This is a genomic window from Mesorhizobium sp. WSM3873, from assembly GCF_001672445.1.
GTDB lineage: Bacteria > Pseudomonadota > Alphaproteobacteria > Rhizobiales > Rhizobiaceae > Mesorhizobium.
This window is the reverse complement of record NZ_LYTM01000054.1, coordinates 114,139-137,667: the sequence shown is the minus strand read 5'-3', so window position 1 is coordinate 137,667 and position 23,529 is coordinate 114,139. Positions and strand designations below refer to the sequence as shown.

At 63.8% G+C, this 23,529-nt stretch carries 25 protein-coding genes; 10 read left to right on the top strand and 15 right to left on the bottom strand.

Annotated elements, in window-relative coordinates; all coding sequences use genetic code 11:
* Positions 1-9: 9 nt before the first annotated feature.
* Positions 10-1,194 (bottom strand): pyridoxal phosphate-dependent aminotransferase, encoded by a 1,185-nt coding sequence (locus A9K71_RS25245; RefSeq protein ID WP_067002487.1) that lies wholly within the window; start codon positions 1,192-1,194, stop codon positions 10-12.
* Positions 1,195-1,277: 83 nt separating this feature from the next.
* On the opposite strand from A9K71_RS25245, the gene A9K71_RS25240 reads away from it, so the two are divergent.
* From A9K71_RS25240 to denD, 4 genes are read left to right on the top strand one after another with little or no spacing between them, the layout of a single operon-like run.
* Positions 1,278-1,964, top strand: a complete 687-nt coding sequence (locus A9K71_RS25240; RefSeq protein ID WP_067002748.1) for a GNAT family protein — start codon at positions 1,278-1,280, stop codon at positions 1,962-1,964.
* A 13-nt stretch (positions 1,965-1,977) separates the two neighbouring features.
* Complete coding sequence (locus tag A9K71_RS25235) at positions 1,978-2,958, top strand: cation diffusion facilitator family transporter (protein ID WP_067002485.1); 981 nt, start codon at positions 1,978-1,980, stop codon at positions 2,956-2,958.
* A gap of 36 nt (positions 2,959-2,994) precedes the next feature.
* Positions 2,995-3,201, top strand: a complete 207-nt coding sequence (locus tag A9K71_RS25230; protein WP_067002483.1) for a hypothetical protein — start codon at positions 2,995-2,997, stop codon at positions 3,199-3,201.
* Between the two features lies 1 nt (position 3,202).
* A complete protein-coding gene (gene denD / locus A9K71_RS25225; protein ID WP_067002481.1) occupies positions 3,203-4,177 on the top strand; it encodes a D-erythronate dehydrogenase in 975 nt (324 codons plus the stop codon).
* Positions 4,178-4,192: 15 nt separating this feature from the next.
* Here the strand turns inward: denD and A9K71_RS25220 are convergent, their stop codons facing one another.
* The 4 genes from A9K71_RS25220 to A9K71_RS25205 form a co-directional block, all read right to left on the bottom strand.
* On the bottom strand, positions 4,193-5,410 hold the full coding sequence (locus tag A9K71_RS25220; RefSeq protein ID WP_067002479.1) for a nickel/cobalt transporter: 1,218 nt from the start codon (positions 5,408-5,410) through the stop codon (positions 4,193-4,195).
* Positions 5,411-5,416: 6 nt separating this feature from the next.
* Entirely contained in the window at positions 5,417-6,085 is a 669-nt protein-coding gene (locus tag A9K71_RS25215) for a DUF1007 family protein (RefSeq protein ID WP_067002477.1), read from the bottom strand.
* A 179-nt stretch (positions 6,086-6,264) separates the two neighbouring features.
* Complete coding sequence (locus A9K71_RS25210; protein WP_067002475.1) at positions 6,265-7,164, bottom strand: LysR family transcriptional regulator; 900 nt, start codon at positions 7,162-7,164, stop codon at positions 6,265-6,267.
* Between the two features lie 2 nt (positions 7,165-7,166).
* Positions 7,167-8,366 (bottom strand): amidase, encoded by a 1,200-nt coding sequence (locus A9K71_RS25205; protein ID WP_067002473.1) that lies wholly within the window; start codon positions 8,364-8,366, stop codon positions 7,167-7,169.
* Between the two features lie 539 nt (positions 8,367-8,905).
* Here A9K71_RS25205 and odc2 point away from each other — a divergent pair.
* Both odc2 and A9K71_RS25195 read left to right on the top strand, forming a co-directional pair.
* On the top strand, positions 8,906-10,039 hold the full coding sequence (gene odc2 / locus A9K71_RS25200; protein WP_067002471.1) for an ornithine/lysine decarboxylase: 1,134 nt from the start codon (positions 8,906-8,908) through the stop codon (positions 10,037-10,039).
* 331 nt (positions 10,040-10,370) lie between these two features.
* Positions 10,371-10,865, top strand: a complete 495-nt coding sequence (locus tag A9K71_RS25195; RefSeq protein ID WP_067002746.1) for an N-acetyltransferase — start codon at positions 10,371-10,373, stop codon at positions 10,863-10,865.
* Between the two features lie 83 nt (positions 10,866-10,948).
* Here A9K71_RS25195 and A9K71_RS25190 read toward each other — a convergent pair whose 3' ends face one another.
* From A9K71_RS25190 to A9K71_RS25175, 4 genes are all read right to left on the bottom strand, one after another.
* On the bottom strand, positions 10,949-11,233 hold the full coding sequence (locus A9K71_RS25190) for an SCP2 sterol-binding domain-containing protein (RefSeq protein ID WP_067002744.1): 285 nt from the start codon (positions 11,231-11,233) through the stop codon (positions 10,949-10,951).
* Between the two features lie 203 nt (positions 11,234-11,436).
* A complete protein-coding gene (locus tag A9K71_RS25185) occupies positions 11,437-11,961 on the bottom strand; it encodes a hypothetical protein (protein WP_067002470.1) in 525 nt (174 codons plus the stop codon).
* 31 nt (positions 11,962-11,992) lie between these two features.
* A complete protein-coding gene (locus tag A9K71_RS25180) occupies positions 11,993-12,415 on the bottom strand; it encodes a hypothetical protein (protein WP_067002468.1) in 423 nt (140 codons plus the stop codon).
* Positions 12,416-12,423: 8 nt separating this feature from the next.
* The gene (locus tag A9K71_RS25175) at positions 12,424-12,993 is read right to left on the bottom strand and encodes a rod-binding protein (RefSeq protein ID WP_067002466.1); all 570 of its coding nucleotides are present in this window, start codon (positions 12,991-12,993) and stop codon (positions 12,424-12,426) included.
* A 222-nt stretch (positions 12,994-13,215) separates the two neighbouring features.
* On the opposite strand from A9K71_RS25175, the gene A9K71_RS25170 reads away from it, so the two are divergent.
* Positions 13,216-13,803: a transglutaminase-like cysteine peptidase gene (locus A9K71_RS25170; protein WP_067002742.1), complete on the top strand. Its 588-nt coding sequence runs from the start codon at positions 13,216-13,218 to the stop codon at positions 13,801-13,803.
* Between the two features lie 118 nt (positions 13,804-13,921).
* Here the strand turns inward: A9K71_RS25170 and A9K71_RS25165 are convergent, their stop codons facing one another.
* Genes A9K71_RS25165 through flhA form a run of 3 tightly spaced genes read right to left on the bottom strand, consistent with a single transcriptional unit; the run spans position 13,922 to position 17,147 of the window.
* Positions 13,922-14,305, bottom strand: coding sequence for a hypothetical protein (locus tag A9K71_RS25165; RefSeq protein WP_067002464.1), 384 nt, complete (start codon positions 14,303-14,305; stop codon positions 13,922-13,924).
* Between the two features lie 5 nt (positions 14,306-14,310).
* On the bottom strand, positions 14,311-15,063 hold the full coding sequence (fliR, locus tag A9K71_RS25160) for a flagellar biosynthetic protein FliR (RefSeq protein WP_067002462.1): 753 nt from the start codon (positions 15,061-15,063) through the stop codon (positions 14,311-14,313).
* A complete protein-coding gene (gene flhA / locus A9K71_RS25155; protein ID WP_067002459.1) occupies positions 15,060-17,147 on the bottom strand; it encodes a flagellar biosynthesis protein FlhA in 2,088 nt (695 codons plus the stop codon). Before flhA ends, fliR begins: the two co-directional genes overlap by 4 nt.
* Before the next feature lie 121 nt (positions 17,148-17,268).
* Between flhA and A9K71_RS25150 the strand changes: the two genes are divergently transcribed.
* On the top strand, positions 17,269-17,568 hold the full coding sequence (locus A9K71_RS25150; RefSeq protein ID WP_067002458.1) for a putative quinol monooxygenase: 300 nt from the start codon (positions 17,269-17,271) through the stop codon (positions 17,566-17,568).
* Here the strand turns inward: A9K71_RS25150 and A9K71_RS25145 are convergent.
* Entirely contained in the window at positions 17,565-18,035 is a 471-nt protein-coding gene (locus A9K71_RS25145; RefSeq protein ID WP_067002456.1) for a MarR family transcriptional regulator, read from the bottom strand. The genes A9K71_RS25150 and A9K71_RS25145 overlap by 4 nt on opposite strands.
* A 47-nt stretch (positions 18,036-18,082) precedes the next feature.
* On the opposite strand from A9K71_RS25145, the gene A9K71_RS25140 reads away from it, so the two are divergent.
* Together A9K71_RS25140 and A9K71_RS25135 are read left to right on the top strand one after the other, a co-directional pair.
* The gene (locus A9K71_RS25140; RefSeq protein WP_245299769.1) at positions 18,083-18,826 is read left to right on the top strand and encodes an NAD(P)-dependent oxidoreductase; all 744 of its coding nucleotides are present in this window, start codon (positions 18,083-18,085) and stop codon (positions 18,824-18,826) included.
* Between the two features lie 321 nt (positions 18,827-19,147).
* Entirely contained in the window at positions 19,148-20,929 is a 1,782-nt protein-coding gene (locus tag A9K71_RS25135) for a chloride channel protein (protein WP_067002454.1), read from the top strand.
* Between the two features lie 8 nt (positions 20,930-20,937).
* Here the strand turns inward: A9K71_RS25135 and A9K71_RS25130 are convergent, their stop codons facing one another.
* Together A9K71_RS25130 and A9K71_RS25125 are read right to left on the bottom strand one after the other, a co-directional pair.
* Entirely contained in the window at positions 20,938-23,019 is a 2,082-nt protein-coding gene (locus A9K71_RS25130; protein ID WP_082980695.1) for a bifunctional diguanylate cyclase/phosphodiesterase, read from the bottom strand.
* Positions 22,980-23,480: a molybdopterin-dependent oxidoreductase gene (locus A9K71_RS25125; protein WP_067002450.1), complete on the bottom strand. Its 501-nt coding sequence runs from the start codon at positions 23,478-23,480 to the stop codon at positions 22,980-22,982. Before A9K71_RS25125 ends, A9K71_RS25130 begins: the two co-directional genes overlap by 40 nt.
* Positions 23,481-23,529: the final 49 nt, after the last annotated feature.

Genomic DNA, 23,529 nt, shown 5'->3' with positions numbered 1-23,529 from the left:
GCTGAGGCTCTATTTCGTCAAGAACCCTTCGATCCGCTCCAGCGCTCGCAATATGTTCTCCTCGGAATTGGCGTAGGAAAGCCGGACATAGCCTTCGCCGAGCACGCCGAAATCGGGGCCGCCGATCAGCGCTACGCCGGCATCCTCCAACAGCGCCGAGGCAAGCTTCTTGGCCTTCCAGCCGGTTTTCGAAACATTGGGGAAGGCGTAGAAGGCGCCCTTCGGCGTGATGCAGGAAATGCCGAGGAGCGCGTTCAGCCCTTCGACCACTATCTTCCTGCGGTTGTCGAAGGCGAGCATCATCTTTTCGACATCGTCCTGCGGGCCGTCTATCGCGGCGATGCCGGCATACTGGCTCGGCGCGTTGACGCAGGACCAGCAGTTGACCGCAAGCTTGCGCACCTTGTCGTAGAGATAGGCGCCCTTTTCGCCGTTTGGCCAGATCGACCAGCCCATGCGCCAGCCGGTCATCGCCCAGGTCTTGGACCAGCCGTTGAGCACGATCAGCCTGTCGCGGAGTTCTGGAAAATTGAGCAGTGAGCAGTGGGTCTCGCCGTCATAGGTCATGACATCGTAGATTTCGTCGGAGAGGATCGCGACCTCAGGGTGCTTCTCCAACCCCATCACGAGTTTGGCGATCTCGTCCCGCGCGGTCACGCCGCCGGTCGGATTGGCGGGCGAGTTGAGGATCAGCAGCCTCGTCTTCGGCGTGATCAGCGCGAGCGTCTCATCCGCCGAGAAGGCGAAGCCGTTCTCCTCGCGGATCGGCACCGGGATTGGAGCAGCACCCGTGAACTCGATCATCGAGCGATAAATCGGAAAGCCGGGATCGGGATAAAGAATCTCCGCCCCCGGCTCGCCGAACATCAGGATCGCGGCGAACATGGTCGGCTTGCCGCCGGGCAGGATCATCACGTTCTCGGGCGATACTTCGACCCCGGTGGTGGTCAGCGTTCGGCGCACGACCGCCTCGCGCGTGGCTAGCAGGCCGTTGGCAGGCGTGTAGCCGTGGTGGCCGTCGCGCAGCGCCTTGATCGCCGCCTCGACGATATGCTGCGGCGTCTTGAAGTCGGGCTGGCCGATGCCGAGGTTGATGATGTCGCGGCCCTGATGGGCAAGCGCCGTTGCCCGCGCGAGCACCGCAAAGGCATTTTCCTCGCCGAGACGATCGAAGGCCGCGATGGTGTGGAGCATTTTTCCCGTCCCTGTGGTTCTTTCTGTGGGCGAGCGTTTTTGTGAGCGTGCGCCAGGAAAAGTCAAACGGATTGGAGCGGTCGGTGTCGGAAAATCTGAAGAATTGGCAGGCACGCCCGCGCCCCGAACGCAAGGCGCTGGAAGGTCGCTATGTCCGGCTCGAACCGCTGAGCGCGTCAAAGCACGGCGACGGGCTCTATGAAGCGTCGTCGGTGTCGGATGCCGGAGGCCGCTTCGCCTGGCTGCCGGACTATCCGCCCGAGAGCCGCGCCGCCTTCCAGCCATGGCTGGACAAAGTCGAGGCGAGCGAGGATCCGTTGTTCTTCGCCGTCATCGACAAGGCGAGCGGCAAGGTCGCCGGACGTCAGACGCTGATGCGCATTGATGCCGCCAACGGCGTCATCGAGATCGGCAACATCTATTGGGGGCCGCTGATCTCGCGCAGGCCGCAGGCGACGGAAGCACAGTTCCTGTTTACCAAATATGCCTTCGACGAGCTCGGCTATCGCCGCTACGAATGGAAATGCAACAACCGCAACGAGCCGTCGAAACGTGCGGCGGAACGTTTCGGCTTCAAGTTCGAAGGCATTTTCCGCCAGCATCTTGTGGTGAAGGGCGAAAACCGCGATACGGCGTGGTATTCGATCATCGACAAGGAGTGGCCGGCGCTGCGCAAGGCCTATGAGGCCTGGCTCGATCCGGCGAATTTCGATGGCGAGGGCCGCCAAAAGCGACGGCTCGAGGATTTCCGTGCCGAATCCGGCGCGTAGCAGGAGTTGCGCGATGGCGCATGATCACGGCTCACACGCGCACAGCCACGGCGCCGATCACGTGCACGGGTCGACCGACAAGAAGCGCGTTCTCGTCGCGGGCTGCCTGACAGCCGGCTTCATGATCGCGGAGGCGCTCGGCGGCTGGCTCACAGGCTCGTTGGCGCTGCTTGCGGATGCCGGCCATATGCTGGCGGACTCGATCGCGCTCGGCCTCGCCTGGTATGCCTTCCAACTCACCGGACGTCCCGCCACCGGGCGTCTCACCTACGGCTTCGCTCGCGTGAAGACGCTGGTCGCATACACCAACGGCATCGCCATCTTCGTTATCGCGCTGTGGATCGTTTACGAGGCCTGGGGGCGGCTGATGCAACCGGCGCCGGTGCTGGGCGGGCCGATGCTGGTGGTGGCGGTCGCCGGCCTGCTGGTCAACGTCGCCTCCTTCTTCGTGCTGCATGGCGGCGACCGCGAGAGCCTCAACATGCGCGGCGCCATACTGCATGTGCTGGGCGACCTGCTTGGCTCGGCCGCGGCAATCGCTGCGGCCCTCATCATCCTCGCCACCGGCTGGACGCCGATCGATCCGATCCTCTCCGTGCTGGTGGCGCTGCTGATCCTGTCGACGGCCTGGTCGCTGATGCGCGAGGCCGCCCATGTGCTGCTCGAAGGCGTGCCGGCAAGCCTCGATCGCGATCTCATCGCCAAGGATCTGGAAGCCGCGGTCAAGGGCGTGCGGGAGGTGCATCACATGCATGTCTGGTCGCTCGACGGCACCAGCAACATGGCGACGCTGCATGCCTGCCTGAATGACGGCGTCGATCCACATGCTGCGGTGAGCGCCATCAAGAAGCGGCTTGCGGCGAAGCACGGGATCGATCATGCAACGGTGGAGCCCGAGTTCGGCCTATGCGCCGACAGCCATGACACGCACGATCATCACCATGATCACGACCATGCGCATGATGCGCCTCGCGATCGCCGCCACTATCACTGAGCCGGTGATGAGCTTCGGATCGAGGGACGGCGCCTGATGGATCGCGAGACGCGCAACGCGGCGATCGCCGCGGCCTGGATACTGCTCCTGTTCGGCCTCGCCGCCTATTTCCTGCCGAACATCATGCTGGCCGCCGGCAAGGTCTCGACGGTCCTTGCGGTCGTCATCGCCGCGCTCTTCATGGTGGGGCTGTTCGTCGTCCTGTGGCTGCGCGGACGCAGCCAACGCAAGAAGGGTCTATGAGATGAGAGTTCTGATTACCGGCGCCGCAGGCATGGTTGGCCGCAAGCTGATCGCAAGGCTGGCCAAGGACGGTGTGCTGCGCGGGCGCAAAATAACCGCGCTCGATCTGCATGATATCGTGCCGCCGCAGGCGCCGACGCTCGCCGGAGTCGATGTCTCGATCCACACCGGCGATCTTTCCACGCCCGGTGTGACGGCCAAGCTCGTTGCTTCCCGCCCGGACGTGATTTTCCATCTCGCCGGCATCGTTTCCGGCGAGGCGGAGGCCAATTTCGACCTCGGCTACCGTGTCAATCTCGACGGCACACGCGCTTTGTTCGACGCGGTGCGGGTGGCGGGCTTCGCGCCGCGTCTTGTCTTCACCTCGTCGATCGCGGTGTTCGGCGCGCCGTTCCCGGATGTCATTCCGGACGAGTTCCATCCGACGCCGCTCACCTCCTACGGCACGCAGAAGCTGATCAGTGAGGCGCTGCTTGCCGACTACTCGCGGCGCGGATTCTTCGACGGCATCGGCATCCGGTTGCCCACCATCTGCGTGCGGCCGGGCAGGCCGAACAAGGCGGCGTCGAGCTTCTTCTCAGGGATTATCCGCGAGCCGCTCAGCCGCCAGGAGGCGATCCTGCCGGTGCCGCGCTCGGTGCTGCACACGCATGCCAGCCCGCGATCGGCGGTGAATTTCCTGATCCATGCGGCCGAAATCGATGGCGATAAGGTCGGGCCGCGGCGCAATCTCACCATGCCCGGCGTGGCGGTCACGGTTGGCGAGCAGATCGAAGCGCTCGGGCGCATAGCCGGCGCCGAGGTGGTCAAACGGATCCGCGAGCAGCCCGACGAAACGATCTGGGCGATCGTCAGAGGCTGGCCGACGCGCTTCGAGGCGCGCCGCTCGCGGGAACTGGGTTTTGTCGCCGAGAAGAATTTTGACGAGATCATCCGCGCCCATATCGAGGACGACCTCGACGGAAGGATCGGATGACAGTTTCGGTCGGCTTCAGACGCCGCCCGTCAGGCTGGCCGACAAGAGCAGCAGGCCAACGAGGAAGATGAAGGCGGCGCCGCCGATCTCGACGATCGAATGGATGCGGTTGCCGATGCGTCCGTCGCCGGCGAAATAGACAGCCCAGTTCTTGGCCGTCACCGCGATCGTCGCCAGCGCGGAGACGGTGATCGCGGTGCCGATCGACATGGCGAGCACCGAGAGCAGGCCGCCGAGCCAGAGGCCGTTGAGGAGCGCGAAGCTCAGCACGATCAGCGCGCCGGAGCAAGGGCGGATGCCGACGGCGGCCACCGCCGACCAGGCGGTCTTCCAGTCGAAGCGATCGCCCGAAAGCAGCGCCGGATCCGGCGCGTGCGAATGGCCGCAGGTGTCGCAGACTTCGCCCGGGCCGTGGTGATGATGCCCAGCGTGAGCATGGTCGTGCGCCGCGTGGTCGTGATCATGCGCCTTGTGATCAGTCGCCTCATCGCTGTGCGCATGCGAATGCGCGGCATGATCATGGTCGTGATGCGCGTGCGAGTGCATCGAGTGGGCATGCGCGGAATGCGAATGGGAGTGGGAATGACCGGCATGGGAATGCGCGTGAGCATGCGAGTGCCCGCCACGCGAGTGGCCGGCATGGGCCGCCGACAGGCTGTAGGCCGGACCGGCGCCGAACCGCCGAAGAATGGCCGGGCCCGCCTTGCGCCACAGTAGCCAGGCGCCGAACAGCGTCACCAGCACATAACTGGAGATCTCAAGAAACCATGCCGCGTCGGTCATCGACACCGCCGTGCCGCGCAGCACGAAATAGGCAAGCATCATGACGACGACCGCGGTCAGCCCCTGCAGCAGCGCCGAGACGAAGGACAGCATGATCCCGCGCTTCAGCGCCACTTCGTTGGCGACCATGTAGGACGAAATCACCGCCTTGCCGTGGCCGGGCCCGGCGGCGTGGAAAATGCCGTAGGCGAAGGACAGGCCGACCAGCAGCCAGAGCTTGCTGCCGTCCTGGCGCATGGCTTTCATCGCGGCCGCCAGCAAATGGTAGAATTCCTGCTGCCTGAGATTGATCCACATCAGGATATGGGCGAACGGACCCGTCGTGCTCGGCGCCATGCCGTCATTGGTGCCGATGCCGAGCGAGCTCTGGGCATGAGCGACGCCGGGTAGATGCGTCATGACCAAGGTGGCGGCCGCGAGGCCGAGCGCCAGGCGCAGCGACGGTTTCATCACCGATTATCCTTCCGGCGGACAGTTCAGTTCGAGCTTGGTGGCGAAGATCTTGCTCATGTCGGTGCCCGTCGGATCGTTGAAGAACGCTTCCGTTAGGGTCTTCTGGTTTTCCTTGATCGCTTCGTCCGGATCGGGACGGATCACCTTCTTGGTGCAATTCGCGGGCAATCCCTCAACGGTGAGGTTGGCGTCGTCAGTGAAGTCGATCGCCGTGTAGAAGGTCGGATCGTAGACGCCGATGTCGATCTTGCCGGCGAGCTTGATCGGCCTCTTCGGCTGCGACTCGAACAGAATGATCAGCTGGTCGTTGTCGAAGCTCGCCATCAGATGCGGCGGAGGGACCATGGCCACGTCCTTGCCGTCCTGCGTGACCAGCTGGAAATAGTTGAACTCGGCCAGCGAGGAATGGACGGTGTCGGCCACTTCCTTGAGCTCTTTGTCGTCAAGCTTCAGATCGGAGTTCTTGTCGAACTCCATCATCACTGTACTCGAAAACAGATCGTCGAAGCGCCAAAGGTGGCGCAGTGCCGTCACACTTTGGTGATCCGCGCTGAGGATGACGTCGAGGCGAGCCTCGGCGAAGACGTGCGGGTGCACCTGGGCGGGCTCTACCGCGGCAAAGGTGGCCGCAATTGCCGAAGCCAGTACGATTGCTTGCCGTTTCAGGTGCATTCCGGGCCGCGATTCCATCGACTTTGGGAGTGGGCTCCGAGAGTTAACAGAAAGGGGGCGAAATTGGGACGCGCTCTCGGAGAGCGTTGCGCTCTTTCCAGATCGCTCGATGCGCTTTTAGGCTCTGTTTCTGCGCATGTCCTTGTGCCGAAAACGGTTCCCACCTTCGGGGACGTGCTTCACGCAGCGTCGCGCGTCCTGAACCAGTGCACCAGGAAATCGACGAAGACACGGACCTTGGCGGGCAAATAGCGGCGATGCGGATAGACCGCGAAGATGCCACTGCCCGAGAGGATGCGGTCGTCGAGCACCGTCACCAGCTTGCCCGACGCGACTTCGGGCGCAGCGATGAAATCCGGCAGGATGGTGAAGCCCAGGCCCGACACGGCGGCTGCTCTCGCCGCCATCGGACTGTTGACCTCGATCGGCCCCGACACGGTGACGCTCACCGAATCCTCGCCGTCTCCCTTGAAGCGCCAGTTGGCTAAAGAGCGGCCGTTGGTGTCGACGATGCAGGGCATGTTGGAAAGATCCTGCGGGCGGGTCGGGGTGCCGTGCTTTGCGAGCAGGTCCGGCGACGCGCAGAGCTTGATCGAAAACGGCCCGAGGCGCCGCGCGATCAGCGACGAGTTCTCCAGCCGCGAAATGCGCACGGCGACATCGAAGCCTTCCTCGACCAGATCGACGAAGCGGTCGTCGAGATGGATGTCGAGAACGATGTCCGGATGTTGCTTGGCAAAATCGATCAGCGACTGGCCAATCGGCGCGTCGGCGAAGGTGCGCGCAGCCGAGAGCTTGATGCGGCCGCGCACGTCGCCGGAAGATTCGCGCACGGCATCGGCCAGGCTGTCGACCTCGCGCACGATTTCGGAGGCGCGCTGATAATAGGTGTGACCGGCTTCGGTCAGCGAGAACTGCCGCGTGGTACGGTTCAACAACAGCGCGCCGAGTTCGTCCTCCAGCTCGCGCACATATTTCGACAGCAGCGCCTTGGAACGGCCGATCTTGCGCGCGGCGGCCGAGAAGCCTTCGGCCTCGACCACGTCGATGAAGGCGCGCATGCGGGTCAATGTATCCATGATCAGACCTTTCGGGCCGCATCCAGAATCGTGCGGCCGAGCCCTATCAGGGCGACGTCGCTGCCGAAAGGGCCGAGCAGCGACAGGCCGAAGGGCGCGCCGTCGACGGAACCGAGCGGCAAGGTGATCTGCGGGAAGCCCGACAACCCGGCCAAGCACAAAAGATGCAGCGCCCTTTCGCGATAGGCCTGGAACTGCTCCGGCGTGCTGGTCTTCAGTGGCGCTGCGCCCGGCACCGTCGGCAGAACAAGAAAGCCGTCGTTGCCGAGCAGCTTGCCGAACTCGGAACGGAAGGCTGCCCGACGCGCCGTTTCGGCTTCGACCGTCTTTGCATCGATCGTGCGGCCGAAGCCGAAACGCTCGTCGACACCCGGACCAAGTCCGTGATCGCCTGCCGAAATCCAGCCGCCATGCACCTGCCACGCCTCGAAGGCCTGCAGTCGACGAAAGCACCAGTAGAGATCATCTGGGGACGAGGCGAAGGCGTGTTCGGTTTCGGTCGGCTCGCCGACGACGGCTGCTGCCTGTGCCTTCACCCGCGCATATTCGGCGGCTTCCGTCGGCCCGGAAACAAAGGCATCGAGCCAGCCGATCGACAGCGGGCGGTTGAGCGGATGCTGGTGTGGATCGCGTCCGAGCAGAAGCTTGCCGGCCATTTCGTAAGCTTCTATGTCGCCGGCGAACCAGCCGAAGGTGTCGAAGCTCGGCGCGAGCTTCATGGCGCCCTCGAGCGATATCCGGCCGTGACTGGTGCGCAGGCCGATCAATCCGCAGAAGCTCGCCGGCGCGCGGATCGAGCCGCCGGTGTCGGAGCCGACGGCGATGTCGGCAAGGCCGCCGGCGACCGCTGCCGCCGAACCTGACGAGGAGCCTCCGGTCACGCGATCCGGAGCGGCTGCGTTCACCGGAAAGGCGAAATGCGAATTCTGGCCGAACAGCGAGAAGGCGAGCTCGTCGGTTTGTGTCTTGCCGACGAATCGCGCACCGGCATCGAGAATCAACTGCACAGCCTCGGCCGTCCGCGAGGCGGCGTGAGCCTGTTCGAACTTGCGCGGGTTGCCGCAGCCGGTGCGATAGCCGGCGACGTCATAGATGTCCTTCACGGCTAGGCGCAGGCCGGCCAGCGGGCCAAATTCCGCATTGGCCACGGGCATTTGGCGCAGATCGAGGAAGGCGTTGAGAGGGCCGTGGGTGCCTGGCATTGTTCGATTTCCGAATACGGTCCACAAACATTGTTCGATGCCGCAATTTTTACAACCGGCGCTGACGATTTTTATTGATTGTGAAACCCTTCGCTCTTATATCGCGCTTGCCCAAAGTCGCACGTGCCTGTGGGTGTCCGCCGATCCTCGAATGGTGAGGGCAATCGGTAAGGTAACTGGAGCCAACCCCTCCAGTCGGTCAGTGGCCAACCACAAGACCGAGGACACCTTGAAGCAACGACGGTGCGGGCCTTTCTGGTGTCTGCCGGTCGTCCAAAGACCGGGGTTACTGAAGAGGCACACCTTCATTGCCGGCAGTGCGGACGGGTCCTCCCATCCAAGCCAAGGCAGACAAAGCGAACCGAGGCCGGGCAAGGCCAGGTTCACCGCCGCGAGACGGCGATCCGTGGTTCCGGGGTCTCCACCGGCTGGTTCCATGGATTTTCCGTCCCGCCTTTGTCCACCGCGAGTTCGCGAGGCTGAGCGCCCGCGTCCCGCAGCCTTTGTGCGCGCCGAAAGGCGCAGATGGAGAGACCTCGATGGCCACCCAGCGCATCCTTGACTTTCTCGCCACCCGACGTCCGAACGGCCCCTGCCTCGTCGTCGACCTCGATGTCGTGCGCGACAATTTCCGCGCCTTCGAGAAGGCGTTGCCCGATTCCAAGATCTACTATGCGGTGAAAGCAAACCCGGCGCCGGAGATCCTGCGCCTGCTTGCTGCGATGGGCTCGTCCTTCGACACCGCATCGGTTGCCGAGGTCGAGATGGCGATGGATGCCGGCGCGCCGGCGGATCGCATTTCCTTCGGCAACACCATCAAGAAGGAGCGCGACATTGCGCGCGCCTACCAGCTCGGCATCCGCCTCTACGCGGTGGATTGCGTCGAGGAGGTCGAGAAGATTGCCCGCGCCGCTCCGGGCTCGCGCGTGTTCTGCCGCGTGCTGACCGACGGCGAGGGTGCCGAATGGCCGCTGTCGCGCAAGTTCGGCTGCGTGCCGGCGATGGCCGTCGACGTGCTGCGTCACGCCAAGAGCCTCGGCCTCGACGCCTATGGCGTGTCGTTCCATGTCGGCTCGCAGCAGACCGATCTCTCGGCCTGGGACCGCGCGCTGGGCGATGCCAAGAAGGTGTTCGCCACGCTCGCCGAGGAAGGCATCGTCTTGAAAATGGTCAACATGGGCGGCGGTTTCCCGACCCGTTACCTGAAGGACGTACCGGCGGCGCAGGCCTATGGCCAGGCGATCTTCTCGGCGCTGCGCAGGCATTTCGGCAACGCGCTGCCCGAGACGATCATCGAGCCGGGCCGCGGCATGGTCGGCAATGCCGGCGTCATCAAGTCGGAAGTCGTGCTGATCTCGAAGAAGGCCGACAATGACAATGTGCGCTGGGTGTTCCTCGACATCGGCAAGTTCGGCGGCCTAGCGGAAACCATGGACGAGGCGATCCGCTATCCGATCGTGACGCCGCGCGACGGATCGGAGACCGCACCCTGCGTGCTCGCCGGCCCGACCTGCGATTCGGCCGATGTGCTCTACGAGAAGACGCCTTATCCCCTGCCTCTGTCGCTCACCATCGGCGACGAGGTGCTGATCGAAGGTACTGGCGCCTACACGACCACCTATTCGTCGGTCGCCTTCAACGGCTTCGAGCCTCTCCGATCTTACGTGATCTGAAGGCGCGAGCCTTCAGATCAACCGGCGTGGGTGACATCGCCCGCCGGGGCTCGCTTGTGGAACAGATCTCCGCTCGTGAAGGATCGCGGAAATGGACTTTGCAGATTTCATCATCGAGGGCGCTGCGCGCCGGGTCTCCCCCCTCGAGGGGGAGATGGCCGCGCAGCGGTCAGAGGGGGGCGTCGCGCGTGGAGCGCCAGCGCCGCTTCTCGTCACGCTGGGCGCCGGTGTTACATGCGCAACGACCCCCTCTGTCGCCTTTGGCGACATCTCCCGCTCGAGGGGGGAGATTGCGCCGGCCTTCGTCATCGTTGCCGAAGGCATCGGTGATATGCAGGCGCGCGAAGCGCTGCTCGACCGCGCCATGGGGCCGAAGCGCAGGAAGAAGTCGTCCGAGAAACTGCGGCGTGGCCGCCGGCCGTCGGAAGGCCTGGCCTTTGTCGCGCGCGACCCGTCGGGCGCGGTCGTCGGCACGGTTCGGCTGTGGGACGTGACGCTGGGCGAGGGCGGTCCGGCAGCGCTCCTGCTTGGGCCGCTGGCAGTCGAGCCGGGCCTGAAGAGCGGCGGCATCGGCTCAGCGCTGATGCGGCACGCGACCGCCGAGGCTGCGCGGCTCGGTCACGGCGCGATCCTGCTCGTCGGCGATGCGCCCTATTACGGGCGGTTCGGTTTTTCGGCCGACCGCACCGGCTCGCTCGCCATGCCTGGGCCCTATGAGCGGCACCGCCTGCTGGCGCTCGAGCTGAAGGAGGGCTCGCTCGACGCGGCCGCGGGCACGATCAGGGCCGCCGGCCGCAAGGTCAAGGCGCTGGATTTCGTCGCCTGACACTTCGGAGGCATACCGATGCGGCGCCGCGCGTTCAAAAACGCGGCGCCGCATCGCTCTTCCAAAAAGTAGTTGGCTGCCGGTCAGCCGAGCAACTGGCTGAGCGCCATGGCGACCGTCATGTCGCCCTCAACCTTTAGCTTGCCGGCCATGAAGGCCATGGTCGGGTTGAGATCGCCGGCGATCAGTGAATCGAGATCGTCGAGCGAGAGCTTGATCGTGCAGTCGGTCGGGGCATCGGCGGTCGAAACGGTCGCGCCGTCGATAACGATGACGCCGTCGCTGCCGGTGTCGAACTTGACCGAGTGCTCGAAGCCGGCGCTTGCCACGCGCGACCTGATCTTGTCGGCAATCTCCTGAACGCCCATGGCGGTTCTCCTCGTTTGGTTGCGTTTGACGCGCACCGGCCTTGGCCGCTGGGCGAGGCGCCGCGTCGCGCGGGAGCGCGGCGACAGCCACCGGCGCATATAGCTTCGGGTTGACGTTTACGTCAACGTGGCCGCCATGCGGCATGTCGCATCACCGGACAAGCATGTGAACCCCTGGCGGTGCCAAGTCGATCCAGAGCCGATCAATGCTCCGGCTGGAACGGCTTGGTCATCGCTTGCGCGGTCTCGCCGGCAGTCTTGCGGCGGCGGATGGCGTTGTCGCGGATTTCGTCCTTGGACAGGAAGTTGACCTGGTCGATCAGCACGTCATGCACCAGCTCGACGCCGACGCGGGCGTTGACGGTCTCGCGGATCGCTTTGCGGAAAGCATCGAGATCGATCGTGTCCTTCTTGGTGAAATCGATCTGCGGATTGGAATAGAGGTAGGAATAGACCTGATCGGTGATGATCGCCGGCGCCGGGATCGACAGTTTCTTTATCTGATCCGGCTCCACCGTGTAGACGAGTTTGGTGAGAAAATAGCCGTCGATCTTGGCATCGCGGACGAGCGGTACCGAAATGATGTCGGTCTTGACGTAGTCGAGACCGCCCAGCATCGGCTTCGGCGGCTCACCGACGCCGCGCTCGCCCGCCGCCTGGAACGAATAAAACACCGCGCCGAGGGTTACGGCGCAGATCCAAAGCGCTGCGGCGAGGAATTTGATCACCGGATCCTACCTTGCTCCGCAGTCATCTCATTCAAGCCCGGGCATATCCGAATTCGCCTGCCGAATAGGTGCCGTCGGCATCGGCGCGCTGGATGGCGTTCTTCAACAGCGTGGCGACCTCGTTGACGGCATTGAGATGGGCAAGAATAGCCGTCTCGTTCTTTGCCAGCTTCTGGCGCAACCGCGCCAGCCCTTCGCGATGCTGCTCGAGGAACTCGATCTCATTGGCGCCCTTCAGCGCGCGGGTCAGTTCGTAGAGATAGCGGCTTTTGCGGGCATTCGAGGCCTTGAGGTCGTAGCTGGTGCCGCTGCGGATACCCGCCGTCTCCTCGTCCACCGCCTCCTCGATCCGGCCAATGATGGCGGCGAGGTTGCCAGGCCGTGCAGCTGCGATCGGTGCTTCCGCGGCGGTGGTTCGTGCAGGCAGGTTGGAAAGGTCCGTTTGGTCGGCCATGTAGGTCCCTAGATCTTGATGTCCGTTTTTATGGTTGTGTCGTCACCGGTCATAGACCGGGCGGCCTTACGCTCGAGCTCGTCGACCAGGGAGGTCGAAAGCCTGGTCTGCTGGTCGATCTCGGCTTTCTCCGGTCCGCCCCCAACGGGCCCGACCGGCACCTTGTGTTTGCCGTCCAGATAATGGTCGGCAAGCATCGATCTCGCGATGCCGATCCCGCCATGCGCGGCCATGACATCGGCTACCTTTTCGGCAAGCTGCGATTTCCACATGTCGCCGGCCAGACCCGTGCCGTAAACGCCCTCGGTGTCCTTAGGCATCATGTTCTGGATGAAAGTGGTCAGCACCATCGCCTCGAAGCGCTGGAACTTTTTAGCCGGATTTGCCGCCTCGGCCTTGTCGGCAGCGGCGCGCGAGAGCACCGAGCCCGCCTCGACCGAGGCAGTCTGGTCGATCGAGAAGGTCTCCCCGGCACCGCCGGCCCGCCTCGCGAGTGCTGCCCGCGCGGCCTCGACGTCGGCCGGCTCCGCCGCACGGGCGACGTCCATCACGATGTCGCTGGGAGGTAAAATCGCCAAGAAAGCACTGCCTTTTGCCGGTTATGTCCGTTGCACAATGACGCAACAAGCTTGTGGCAGGCTTGCGGGGGCGGCGAGGTGCAGTGCAGCGCTCAAATCTTATTTTAGCAGGTATTAATATTTTAACGGTGTTGCCCCGCCGCCGGCGCAATTCGGGGTTTTGAAAACGACTAATTAACCCCGCTCCCTCATCCTCGAGACCACGCCTTGGAGACGTTGATCGTGAAAAGCGATGTCGTGCTGATCGCATTTCTGCTGTCGGTTGCCAGCCCATTTGCCGCCCAGGCCGGAACGGCGATGCAAACCAAAGGCAAGGCGTTCCCACCGCCGGCCTTCTATTCGTTCTGCAGCCGCCAACCCGGCCTCTGCAGCACGGCCGGCGGAACAAAGGTCGTCGCCCTGCGGCCTCAGCTCAGCGCGCAATTGAACGAGATCAACCTTTCGGTCAATTCACGCATTACCGAGGTCAGTGATCGAGCCGTTGTCGGCAAGAACGACGACTGGCGCGTGCCGACCGTGTCCGGCGATTGCGAGGATATCGCGATACTCAAGAAGCTCGAACTGATGAAGCGCGGCTGGCCGGCCTCGGCGCTGCTGTTGACCGTGGCAAGCTATCACGGCGAGGGACACACGGTGCTGACGGTGCGCACCAACGAGGGCGACCTGGTGCTCGACAACCTCACCGGCGCGGTCCGTGATTGGTCCAGCACGCCCTACAACTATTTCGCCCGGCAGGCGCAGGGCAATGGCAGGCGCTGGGAGCGGATCGGGGCGGCCAAGTCGGTCGGCACGACGGCGACCGGCATCTGACAGCCTCGTTCGCCGCGCGCCGGATCCACCGCTCTATCTCCTTGGTTTGACGCAAGTCCGGACGGGAGGCCACGGCGACGTCGCCGAGCCCAACCGTTTCATGCTTTTCCTGATTGCCCTAGTCATGTCCCCGCTTCTGGGCAATGAGGTCCAGCCGCTCGCGGTCTGAGCGTTCGCGCTCGTCGCGGCGGCGAGCGTCCCTATAGGCGCGCTCGACCATGTTGGTCCGCGCGGTCGCGGCGGCGATCAACGTCGCCTCCTCCCGGGCGCTTTCAAGATTCTGTTTTTGTTGGCCGAGCGAGTTCGCAATCCGGCGATGGTAAAGTTCCGGGAACAGGCCGGCCAGCGAGCTGTCAGCGTCGAAATGCCCGATGAGTTCCTTTGCTTCCGATTCGGCCGCCGCGGCCGCGGAGAGGAAGCCGGCATGACGGGTTTCGTGCACCGCCTTCAACTGCTCCTGCACCTTGACCAACTTCTTCAGTCTGTCCTTGCGCGAGGCCATCGCGGCTACCTCGCTAGCGTCAGGTCGACAAAGCCGTCGACGAACAACGACAGCAAGGTGCCGATGGCAAAGTAGAAGATGATCAGCCCGCCGGCGATGACGAAGGGCAGCGAGATGAAATACACCGGGATCTGCGGCGTCAGCTTGTTGACGAAGCCGATCGTCAAATTGACCAGAATGGCGTAGGCGACGAAGGGACTGCCGAGCCGGATGACCAGGAAGAAGGCGTCCGACACCGTGTCGGTGACGTCGACCAGCGCCGCCTGCGGGTTGAAGAATACATTGACCGGAGCAACCGTGTAGGAGGCAACCAGCGCGCGCACGATCTCGTGGTCGAAGTCGAAGACGAAAAGCAGGAGCAGCGCCGAGAACGAGATGATGGCGGCAAGCGCAGCCTGCGGCTCCGGCTCCTCGATCGCCGGGCCGCCTGAGCCGCCATAGCCGATCATCATGGCGATGGCCGAGCCCATGAAGCGCAGCGCTTCCATATACAGCCTGGTCATGGCGCCGATCAGCCCGCCGACCAGAAGCTCGGAAACGATCATCGGCACCAGCACCTGCGGGCGCGGGTCGACATAGGGATAGATGCGGTCCCAGAGGAAGGCGAACAGGCCGCCGGTGGCGGCGATCGACACGAACAGCCGGACCTGGAGAGGCACGCGGGCGCTCGACAGGCCGGGCATCAGCATGAAACAGGCGCCGATGCGGCAGAAGGCAAGGAAGGCGGCGATGACGACGCCTTGCGAGAGCGTGTTCACGAGATCGTTCCGAGAACCTTGATCTCGACGCCCTTGGCGATCTCGACGTGGCTGAGCACGGGCAGCGTGGTGAACAGCCGCTCGATGATCATGCGCACATAGGGCCGCGCGTCCGGCGCGGTGACCAGCACAAAGCGCTCGCCGGCTTCGAGATGCTTGCGGATCGCCTTGGTGGCGTCCTGGCCGAATTCCTCGAGCTGGCGCGGATCGATGTCGAACTCGCGCACCTCGCCCTTGGCATCGCGCTTGAGGCTCTGGTGAAAGGCGAGGTCCCAGCGGTTGCCGAGGCGCAGCACCTTGAGCATGCCGACCTCGGAGAGATCGCCGCAGATCTGCTGCGCCATGCGGATTCGGACATGCTCGACGATCTGCTCGGTGCGGCGCACATGCGGCGCGATCTCGGCGATGGCCTCGATGATCAGATGCAGGTTGCGGATCGAGACGCGCTCGGCAAGCAGAAGCTTCAGCACCGCCTGCAGGCCGGGATAGGAGATGTGCGAGGTGCAGATCTCGTCGGCGAGCTTGCGGTACTCGGGGTCCAGCCGCTCGAGCAGCGCCTTCATGTCCTTGTAGGACAGAAGCTGCGGCAGGTTGTTGCGGATCACCTCGGAAAGGTGGGTGAGCAGGACCGACATGTTGTCGGCAAAGGTGTAGTTCTCGCGCTTCAGATCTTCGGCGAAGGTTTCCAGCACCGAATAGGCGCGCATGCCGAAAGCCGGCTCGCGGATTTCCTCACCGGGGATGTCGGGCACGCCGCGGGTGCCAAGCAGCACCATGATTTCGCCGACGCGCATCTGGTATTCGGCAACGACGGTGCCGTGGACCTTGATCTGATAGCTCTTCGGCGGGATGGCGAAGTCGTCGGCGACGCGCACCTCCGGCACCACGAACCCATATTGCTGGGCGAATTTCTTGCGCATCTTCGACATGCGGAACACCAGCTCCTGATGTGCGACCAGCAGCCTGGTCGAGAGCTGCTTGCCGATCAGCAGCTCGATCTCGGCAGTCGCAAGCGAGGCCTTGACCGAATTCTTCTCCTCCTCGACTTTGTCGGCCTTCTCCTTGTTCTTCTGCGCTTCGGCTGCCGCCAGCGCGCGGTTGTGGCGCAGCGGGATGACGTAGCCGAGGCCGGCCATGGCGCCGGCAAGGGCAAAGAACGGGAATAGCGGCAGACCGGGCATAAGGCCGAGGATGACGAGCAGCGAGGCCGCGACATAGAGCGCGCGCGGATGCGCGCCGAGCTGGCCGAACACCGCCTGATTGGCGGAGCCCCGCGTGCCGCCCTTGGAGACGAGCATGCCGGCGGCGAGCGAGACGATGAGGGCCGGGATCTGGGTGACGAGGCCGTCGCCGACCGACAGCTTGATGAAGACGTCAGCCGCCTGGCCGAGGCCCATGCCGTGGCGCAGATAGCCGATGGCGATGCCGCCGACGATGTTGATGGCGGTGATGATGAGGCCGGCGATGGCGTCGCCGCGCACGAATTTCGACGCGCCGTCCATCGAGCCGAAGAAGGAGGATTCTTCTTCCAACTCGCGGCGGCGAAGCTGCGCCGTCTTCTCGTCGATCATTCCGGCGGAAAGGTCGGCGTCGATCGACATCTGCTTACCGGGGATGGCGTCGAGGGTGAAGCGCGCACCGACTTCGGCGATGCGGGTGGCGCCCTTGGTGATGACGATGAAGTTCACCACGATCAGGATCATGAAGACGATGAGGCCGATGACGAAGTCGCTCGACATCACCAGCTTCGAGAAGCCCGAGATGACGTAACCGGCGGCATGCGTACCCTCATTGCCATGCGACAGGATCATGCGCGTGGTGGCGATGTTGAGCGAGAGCCTGAGCATCGTGGCGATGAGCAGCACGGTCGGGAAGGAGGAGAAATCCAGCGGCCGCTGGATCCAGAGCGCCACCATCAGGATCAGCACCGAGAGCGCGATCGAGAAGGCAAGGCCGATGTCGATGAGGAAGGCCGGGATCGGCAGGAACAGCACCGCCAGGATGACGACGATGCCGAGCGCGAAGAAAACGTCGCGGCCATTCTTGGCCGCCAGGCCGGACGGGATTGTTTCGCTGATCGCCATATCGTCCTCGAATCCAGACTTGCCCAGCGCAAAGGCAGGCTCCCGACCTTAACCGGTCAAGCTTGCGCGAAGGTGGGAGAGGGGCTACGGGATTTGAGCCGGCTGGCGAAAGGAAAGGCGCATGCTCCTCATCATCGGCACGATTCGGCTGCCACCCGACAGGCTCGAGCAGGCAAGGCCGGCGATGGGACGAATGATTTCAGCGAGTCGCGCCGAAGCCGGCTGCCTCGCATATTCCTATGCGCAGGATGTTCTCGATCCCGGCCTGATCCATGTCTCGGAAGCCTGGCGGGATCGTGCGGCGCTCGAGGCGCATTTCAAGTCAGCGCATATAGCCGAATGGCGCGCGAGCTGGGCGGAACTCGGCATTGGGGATCGGAAGCTGGCGCTCTATGAAGCGGGCGAGGGTACTGCGATCTAACCGGCCGTGTCCGCGATCGAGACGGCGACCAGCCAGCGCCGGACGGCGCGCTCTTCGTTGGCCGAAAGTGCGGCGGTCAGCTCGCGTTCAAGCCGCTGCACCCGCTCGCGACATCTCTTCAGCAAGGCACGGCCGCTGTCGCTAAGATCAAGGTGCTGGATGCGCCCGTGCACCGCATGCGGCTTGCGGACCACGGAACCGGCCTTTTCCAGATTGCCGACGATCACGCTCACCGTCTGCGGCGTCAGCACCGCGAGCCGGGCGAGGTCGGCATTGGAGATGCCTGGATAGGCCGACAGCATGGTCAGCGTCGCGAATTGCGGCTGCGTGACGCCGAACTCATCCAGCGCCCGCTCGACCCGCAGCCTGTGGGCGCCGGCGGCCTGGCGCAGCAGGTAGCCGAGATAACCTTCCTCGCCGCGCTTGCCTTTGCCAGGGGCCGGAATTTCCGGTTTCTGCTTGCGCACGATGTAAGAGCTCTTATATGTTGTTCGAACTCTGATATTATCGCAAGATGGAATGGAAGACGATGGGCTATCGCATCTTTCTTGCTGGTGGTTCCGGCGCGATCGGCCGCCGCCTGATCCCGCAACTGGTCGCTACCGGCCATCGGGTGACTGCGACAACGCGTCGGGCCGAGAAGGCCGAGAAGCTCCGCGCGATCGGGGCCAGCCCGGTGGTGATCGATGTGTTCGATGCCGGCGGCCTGCTTGCGGCGGTCGCCGCGGCGAGGCCAGAGGTCGTGATCCATCAGCTTACCGATCTGCCGGCCGGACTCGATCCCAATAGGATGGGCGAGTCCATCATCGGAAACGCGCGCGTCCGCGACGAGGGGACCCGCAATCTGGTCGAGGCCGCGACGTCGGCCGGCGCCCGTCGCCTGATCGCGCAAAGCATCGCCTGGGCCTATGCGCCCGGACCCGAGCCGCATGCCGAAACCGATCCGCTCGACAGCGGCGCCGAAGGCGGCCGCGGCATTAGCGTCGGCGGCGTGATCGCGCTCGAACGCCAGGTTCTCGAGGGCTCGAGCATGACAGGCATCGTGCTGCGCTATGGACATCTCTATGGTCCCGGCACCGGAACTGAGATTGCGGCCGATCCGGCCGTGCATGTCGATGCCGCTGCTTATGCGGCGCTGCTTGCCGTCGAGCGCGGCGCGCCGGGCCCCTTCAACATCGCCGAGCCGAACGGCCATGTCGCGACCGACAAGGCCGTCAGCGAACTCGGCTGGCGGCCCGACTTCAGCCTGGCTGTGTGAGGGACGAAGGAATTGCCGCCAAAGGATAGACCTGGTTCGAGCCGCCGGGCACCGGGTCATCTGTTCGCGGAGAAGGCGAGCGCAACGGAGCCGGCGGAGCTGCTGGCGACCTTCGTCGCGGGGGACGATTGCAGGCCCCTGATCCTCTCGATCAGTGCCATTTTCCCATTCTCGCAAGCGAGGGTAGCCGGCCCAACCGTCGCTAATCGACGCAACGCCAAAATGGCGCCACAAGCGGTCGGCATTGCGGTTGCCACTCCATGCCGTCGGGCGTATCAGGCGCGGCAGCATCCATCCTCCGCATACCGGCGAGCCGCTCCGTTGCCTGCCATAAACGAACCGCAAGTCTACGCCCGCCGGCTTCGGGCGGTGTTGATCAATTCCATCCCCGTGCTCGAGGCGCGCGGCATCGTCATTGTGCTGATGGCGGGGATGGTCGGCATGATCGCGGGCGCCCTGGTCACCGGCATGAGCGCGCTGGTGCAAGCCATGCACTTCCTGCTCTTTGACGTGCAGCCGGGCGGGCGTCTTTCAGCGATGTTTTCGCTGGCCAGTCCGGTGCAGGCGATGTTTCCGGCGATCGGGGGACTGCTGCTCGGCCTTTCGGTGATCTGGCTGAGAAGGCGGAAGTTCAGAACGCCTGTCGACCCGATCGAAGCCAACGCGCTCTACGGTGGGCGCATGTCGCTCACCGATACGTTCATCATTGTCGGCCAGACCATGATCTCCAGCGGCTTCGGCGCCTCGGTCGGTCTGGAAGCCGGTTATACGCAGGTTGGTTCCGGCATCGCCTCGCGGCTGGCGCGCGCCTTCCGGCTGCGCCGCAACGACGTGCGCATCCTGGTCGGCTGCGGCGCCGCCGGCGCGATCGCTGCCGCCTTCGACGCGCCGTTGACGGGTGCCTTCTACGGCTTCGAACTGGTCATCGGCATCTACTCGGTGGCCAATGTGGCGCCGGTCATGACGGCGGCGATCGCCGCCTCGCTGACGGCTGAGATGTTCGGCGGCGTGCCGTTTCCGCTCGAACTTTCCGGCCTGCCGACGCTGACCGCCAGCCAGTATGTGCCGTTCCTGCTGCTGGGACTGCTCGGCGGGGCGGCGTCCATCGCAATCATGCATCTGGTAAGCCTTATCGAGCGCGTCTTTGTGCGGCTGGCGATCGACGCTTCCGTCAGACCTTTCATCGGCGGCATCGTTGTTGGGCTGCTCGGGCTGGTCACGCCGCAGGTGCTGTCCAGCGGACACGGCGCGCTCCACCGCGAGTTCGCCATGAACTACGCGCTTCCCGTGGTGGCCAGCGTCTTCGTGCTGAAGCTTGCTGCCTCGGCGATCTCGCTCGGCTCCGGTTTCCGCGGCGGTCTGTTCTTCGCCTCGCTGTTCCTGGGGGCGCTGCTCGGCAAGGTCTTTGCCGGCGTCATGGCGATGGCTGCGCCCTCAACCGCGCTCGATCCGGCGGTCGCCGCTGTCGTCGGCATGACCTCGCTTGCCGTAGGTGTGGTCGGCGGCCCGCTGACCATGACTTTTCTCGCGCTGGAATCGACGCGGGACCTGACGCTCACCGGCGTGGTGCTGGCAGCGTCGATCATGTCGGCCATCCTGGTGCGCGAGACCTTCGGCTACTCCTTCTCGACCTGGCGCTTCCATCTGCGCGGCGAGACGATCCGCAGCGCCCACGACGTCGGCTGGATGCGCAGCCTCAATGTCGGGTCGATGATGCGCAAGGACGTCCGCACCATCGATGCTTCGATTACCTTGGCCGAGTTCCGCAAGGAGATCCCGCTCGGCTCGGCGCAGCGCGTCATCGCCGTCGAAGAGGGCCGGCACTATGTCGGCGTGCTGCTCGTGGCCGAACTGCACAGCGACCTCTCAGACGGCGAGACTCCGGTGCAGGCGCTCGCGCAGTTCAAGGATGCGGTGCTGGTGCCGTCGATGAACGTCCAGTCCGCCGCCGAGACCTTTCAGCGCGCCGGCGCTGAAGAGCTAGCGGTCGTTGAGGATTTCGACGACCGCATCGTGCTTGGCCTGCTCACTGAAAGCCATCTGATGCGACGCTACGCCGAGGAGCTGGACAAGGCGCGGCGGGATCTTTCCGGCGAGGGCTGAGCCCTGATTTAATCGGCGGTCTTGCGGCCCTGCTTGGCGACTTTCCGCAGCATGGATGGGCCCAAGCGAAGAGACTCGGCCCGAGCTTTTCCATCTGTTTTGGCGCCACCCTGCCTTGCGACGAGATAGTTGGTCATCAACCTTGCCTCAACAGGCTCCGACATAAAGAACCCTTGTGCGCCGTGACAGTGTTCGTGGATCAGGAAGTCGAGTTGGGCTTCGTTCTCCACCCCTTCCGCGACAACGGTCAGGCTTAGCGAATTGGCCAGCGCGATGATGCCTCGGACCACGTTCTGTTTCTTCGTGGAGGAAGCCAGGTCGCTGAGGAACGAGCGATCGATTTTCAATTGGTTGAAGTCGAAATCGGCAAGGTATCCAAAGCTCGCATAACCTGACCCGAAATCGTCGAGTGCCAGGCTCACCCCGAGGTTTCTAATCTTGCCGATGCTCTCCAAGGCATTGCGGCTGTTCTGGATGAATATTCCTTCGGTGATCTCCAACTGCAGACGCGATGGCAGCAACCCCGTTTGCCGCAGCGTCTCGGTGAGATGCGTCAGATAGGCATCGGTCTGGAGGCTTCTTCCGGAGACGTTGACCGAGCAGATGAACTCTTCGGTGGAAATAGGCATCCATCGGGCGGCTTGCTCGCAAGCCTTGCCCAGAACCATCTTGTCGAGTTCCAGGATCAGCTCACTTCGTTCCGCGATCGGAATGAACGATGCCGGCGCACGAACCGCTCCCGAGACCGGGTCGTGCCAGCGGACCAGCGCCTCGGCCCCGATCATGCGGCCGGTCGCCAGCTCGAACTGGGATTGCCAGACCAGGAAGAACTCGTCGCAATTGAGGGCCCGCTTGATGGCCGCTTCTTCACCGAGCTGCATGTCGATCTGACTGAGGATCGCGGGCGAAAACGTCACGAAACCGGACCGCCCTTCGGCCTTTGCCGTGTAGAGAGCGCTATCGGCACTGTGCAGCAACGTGGAAATGTCGGAACCGTGCTGAGGGAAACATGCCATGCCGATGCTGGCGCCAATGCGCACCTGATGGCCCTCCAACTCTGCGAACCTGTTCAGCCGTTCGCGCAGACGTTGCCCCAAATCGTCATGATCATTCCGATCGGCAATAGCCATGATGGCGAATTCGTCTCCGCCCAATCGCACGGCGGCTACGTCGCCGGGCCGCTCGACCGACTGAAGGACCTCGGCAACCGCCTTCAGCAGCAGATCGCCGACGTGATGGCCGAAGGTGTCGTTCACGCTCTTGAAATGGTCGAGATCGATCAGGAGCAGCTGAAGCTGCTTACCGGTCTCCCTCGCCCGGTCCAGCATGGCGTCCCTGTTGGCTGCCATCCAGGCACGATTCTTCAGTCCGGTGGTCGCGTCGCGCCAGGCGAGAAATTCCAGCTTCTTTATCGTTTCCCGGCGACCGATGAACAGAACCGCCGTCCCGATTGCCAGCAGCGACAGGATCGTCAGAGCAAAGGCTATCTGATAGTTGAACCGATTCAGGCTGACTTCCGACGCATAGAGATCGGCGTTAACGCCCTCGCCGTATTTGTAGTACTCGTCGTTCATCCGGCCGACGATCTGCTCGAGTTCCAGACCCAGTTCCTTCAAGCGCTGCTGATCGAACGGGAGTCCCGCCGCGATTACGGCGTCGAGCCGCGTTACCGCGTCGTTCACGCGCGGCACGATGCCTGCATATGCGGGAATTGCGCTGATCGTTTCGCCGCCGTCGATCCGCTTGAAGCGGATGTAGACCAGGTCGTTGGCAGCGGCCAGATGATCTAGGCTCGCCTGAGAGTTGGGCGCGACCTCAGCGAGCGAGGTCATATCCCTCAGGTGGGTCACGTCGCGTATGGCAATATGGAATTCGCGGATCGCGAAGAACCCGAACCGGGGCAGCGAGGACTCGATCTTGCTGATACTGACAAACAGCATGACGATGAGGATCGCGGAACCGACCGCCGCAAGCCCTATGGCACTGCCGTAGGAAAGCGGAATTCGCCAGCCTCTCAATCGAGATCCCACCATGGAGGCCTGCCAGCCGGTCAGTTGTCGGACTCGATCGTCTTGATCAGCCAAATCCATCGCGGTTTGCGGATCGGCGTGTCGAAGGCGGGATAGTCCTTGAGAGGATAGACCAAGCGGGTCGGACCTTGTGTTCGTCGGGTGAGCAACTCCCCGTCCTGGCGCGTCGCGAGAAGCAGAGGACCTTCCGTCCAATCCTCGTGCGGAATCACCTGCACGTAATCGTCCGCGGCCCTTAGAGTGACGGAATCCCTATCCGCCAATCCCACGGACTTGAGCACGTCTCGGAACAGGACGCCTTCAAACGTCAATTGCCCTTGCTCGAAAGGACTTGTGGTGATGACCTTATAGAGGCCGAGCTTTTCCAACTGCCGCAGCGTGAGCGGGATCTGCTTGCCGTCCTTTTGAACGGTGAAAGCTACGGAGTCTGGCGGCTCCGGATAGCTGGCCGGTTCCAACGCCCCTGCAGTCAGAGTGCCGATCGCCAAGACAGCCAGCATCAGCAGGCTGCGCATGAGCATCAACGGTCCGTTTCTTAGCCAGGATGACATATCGCGATCCCTTCCCGCT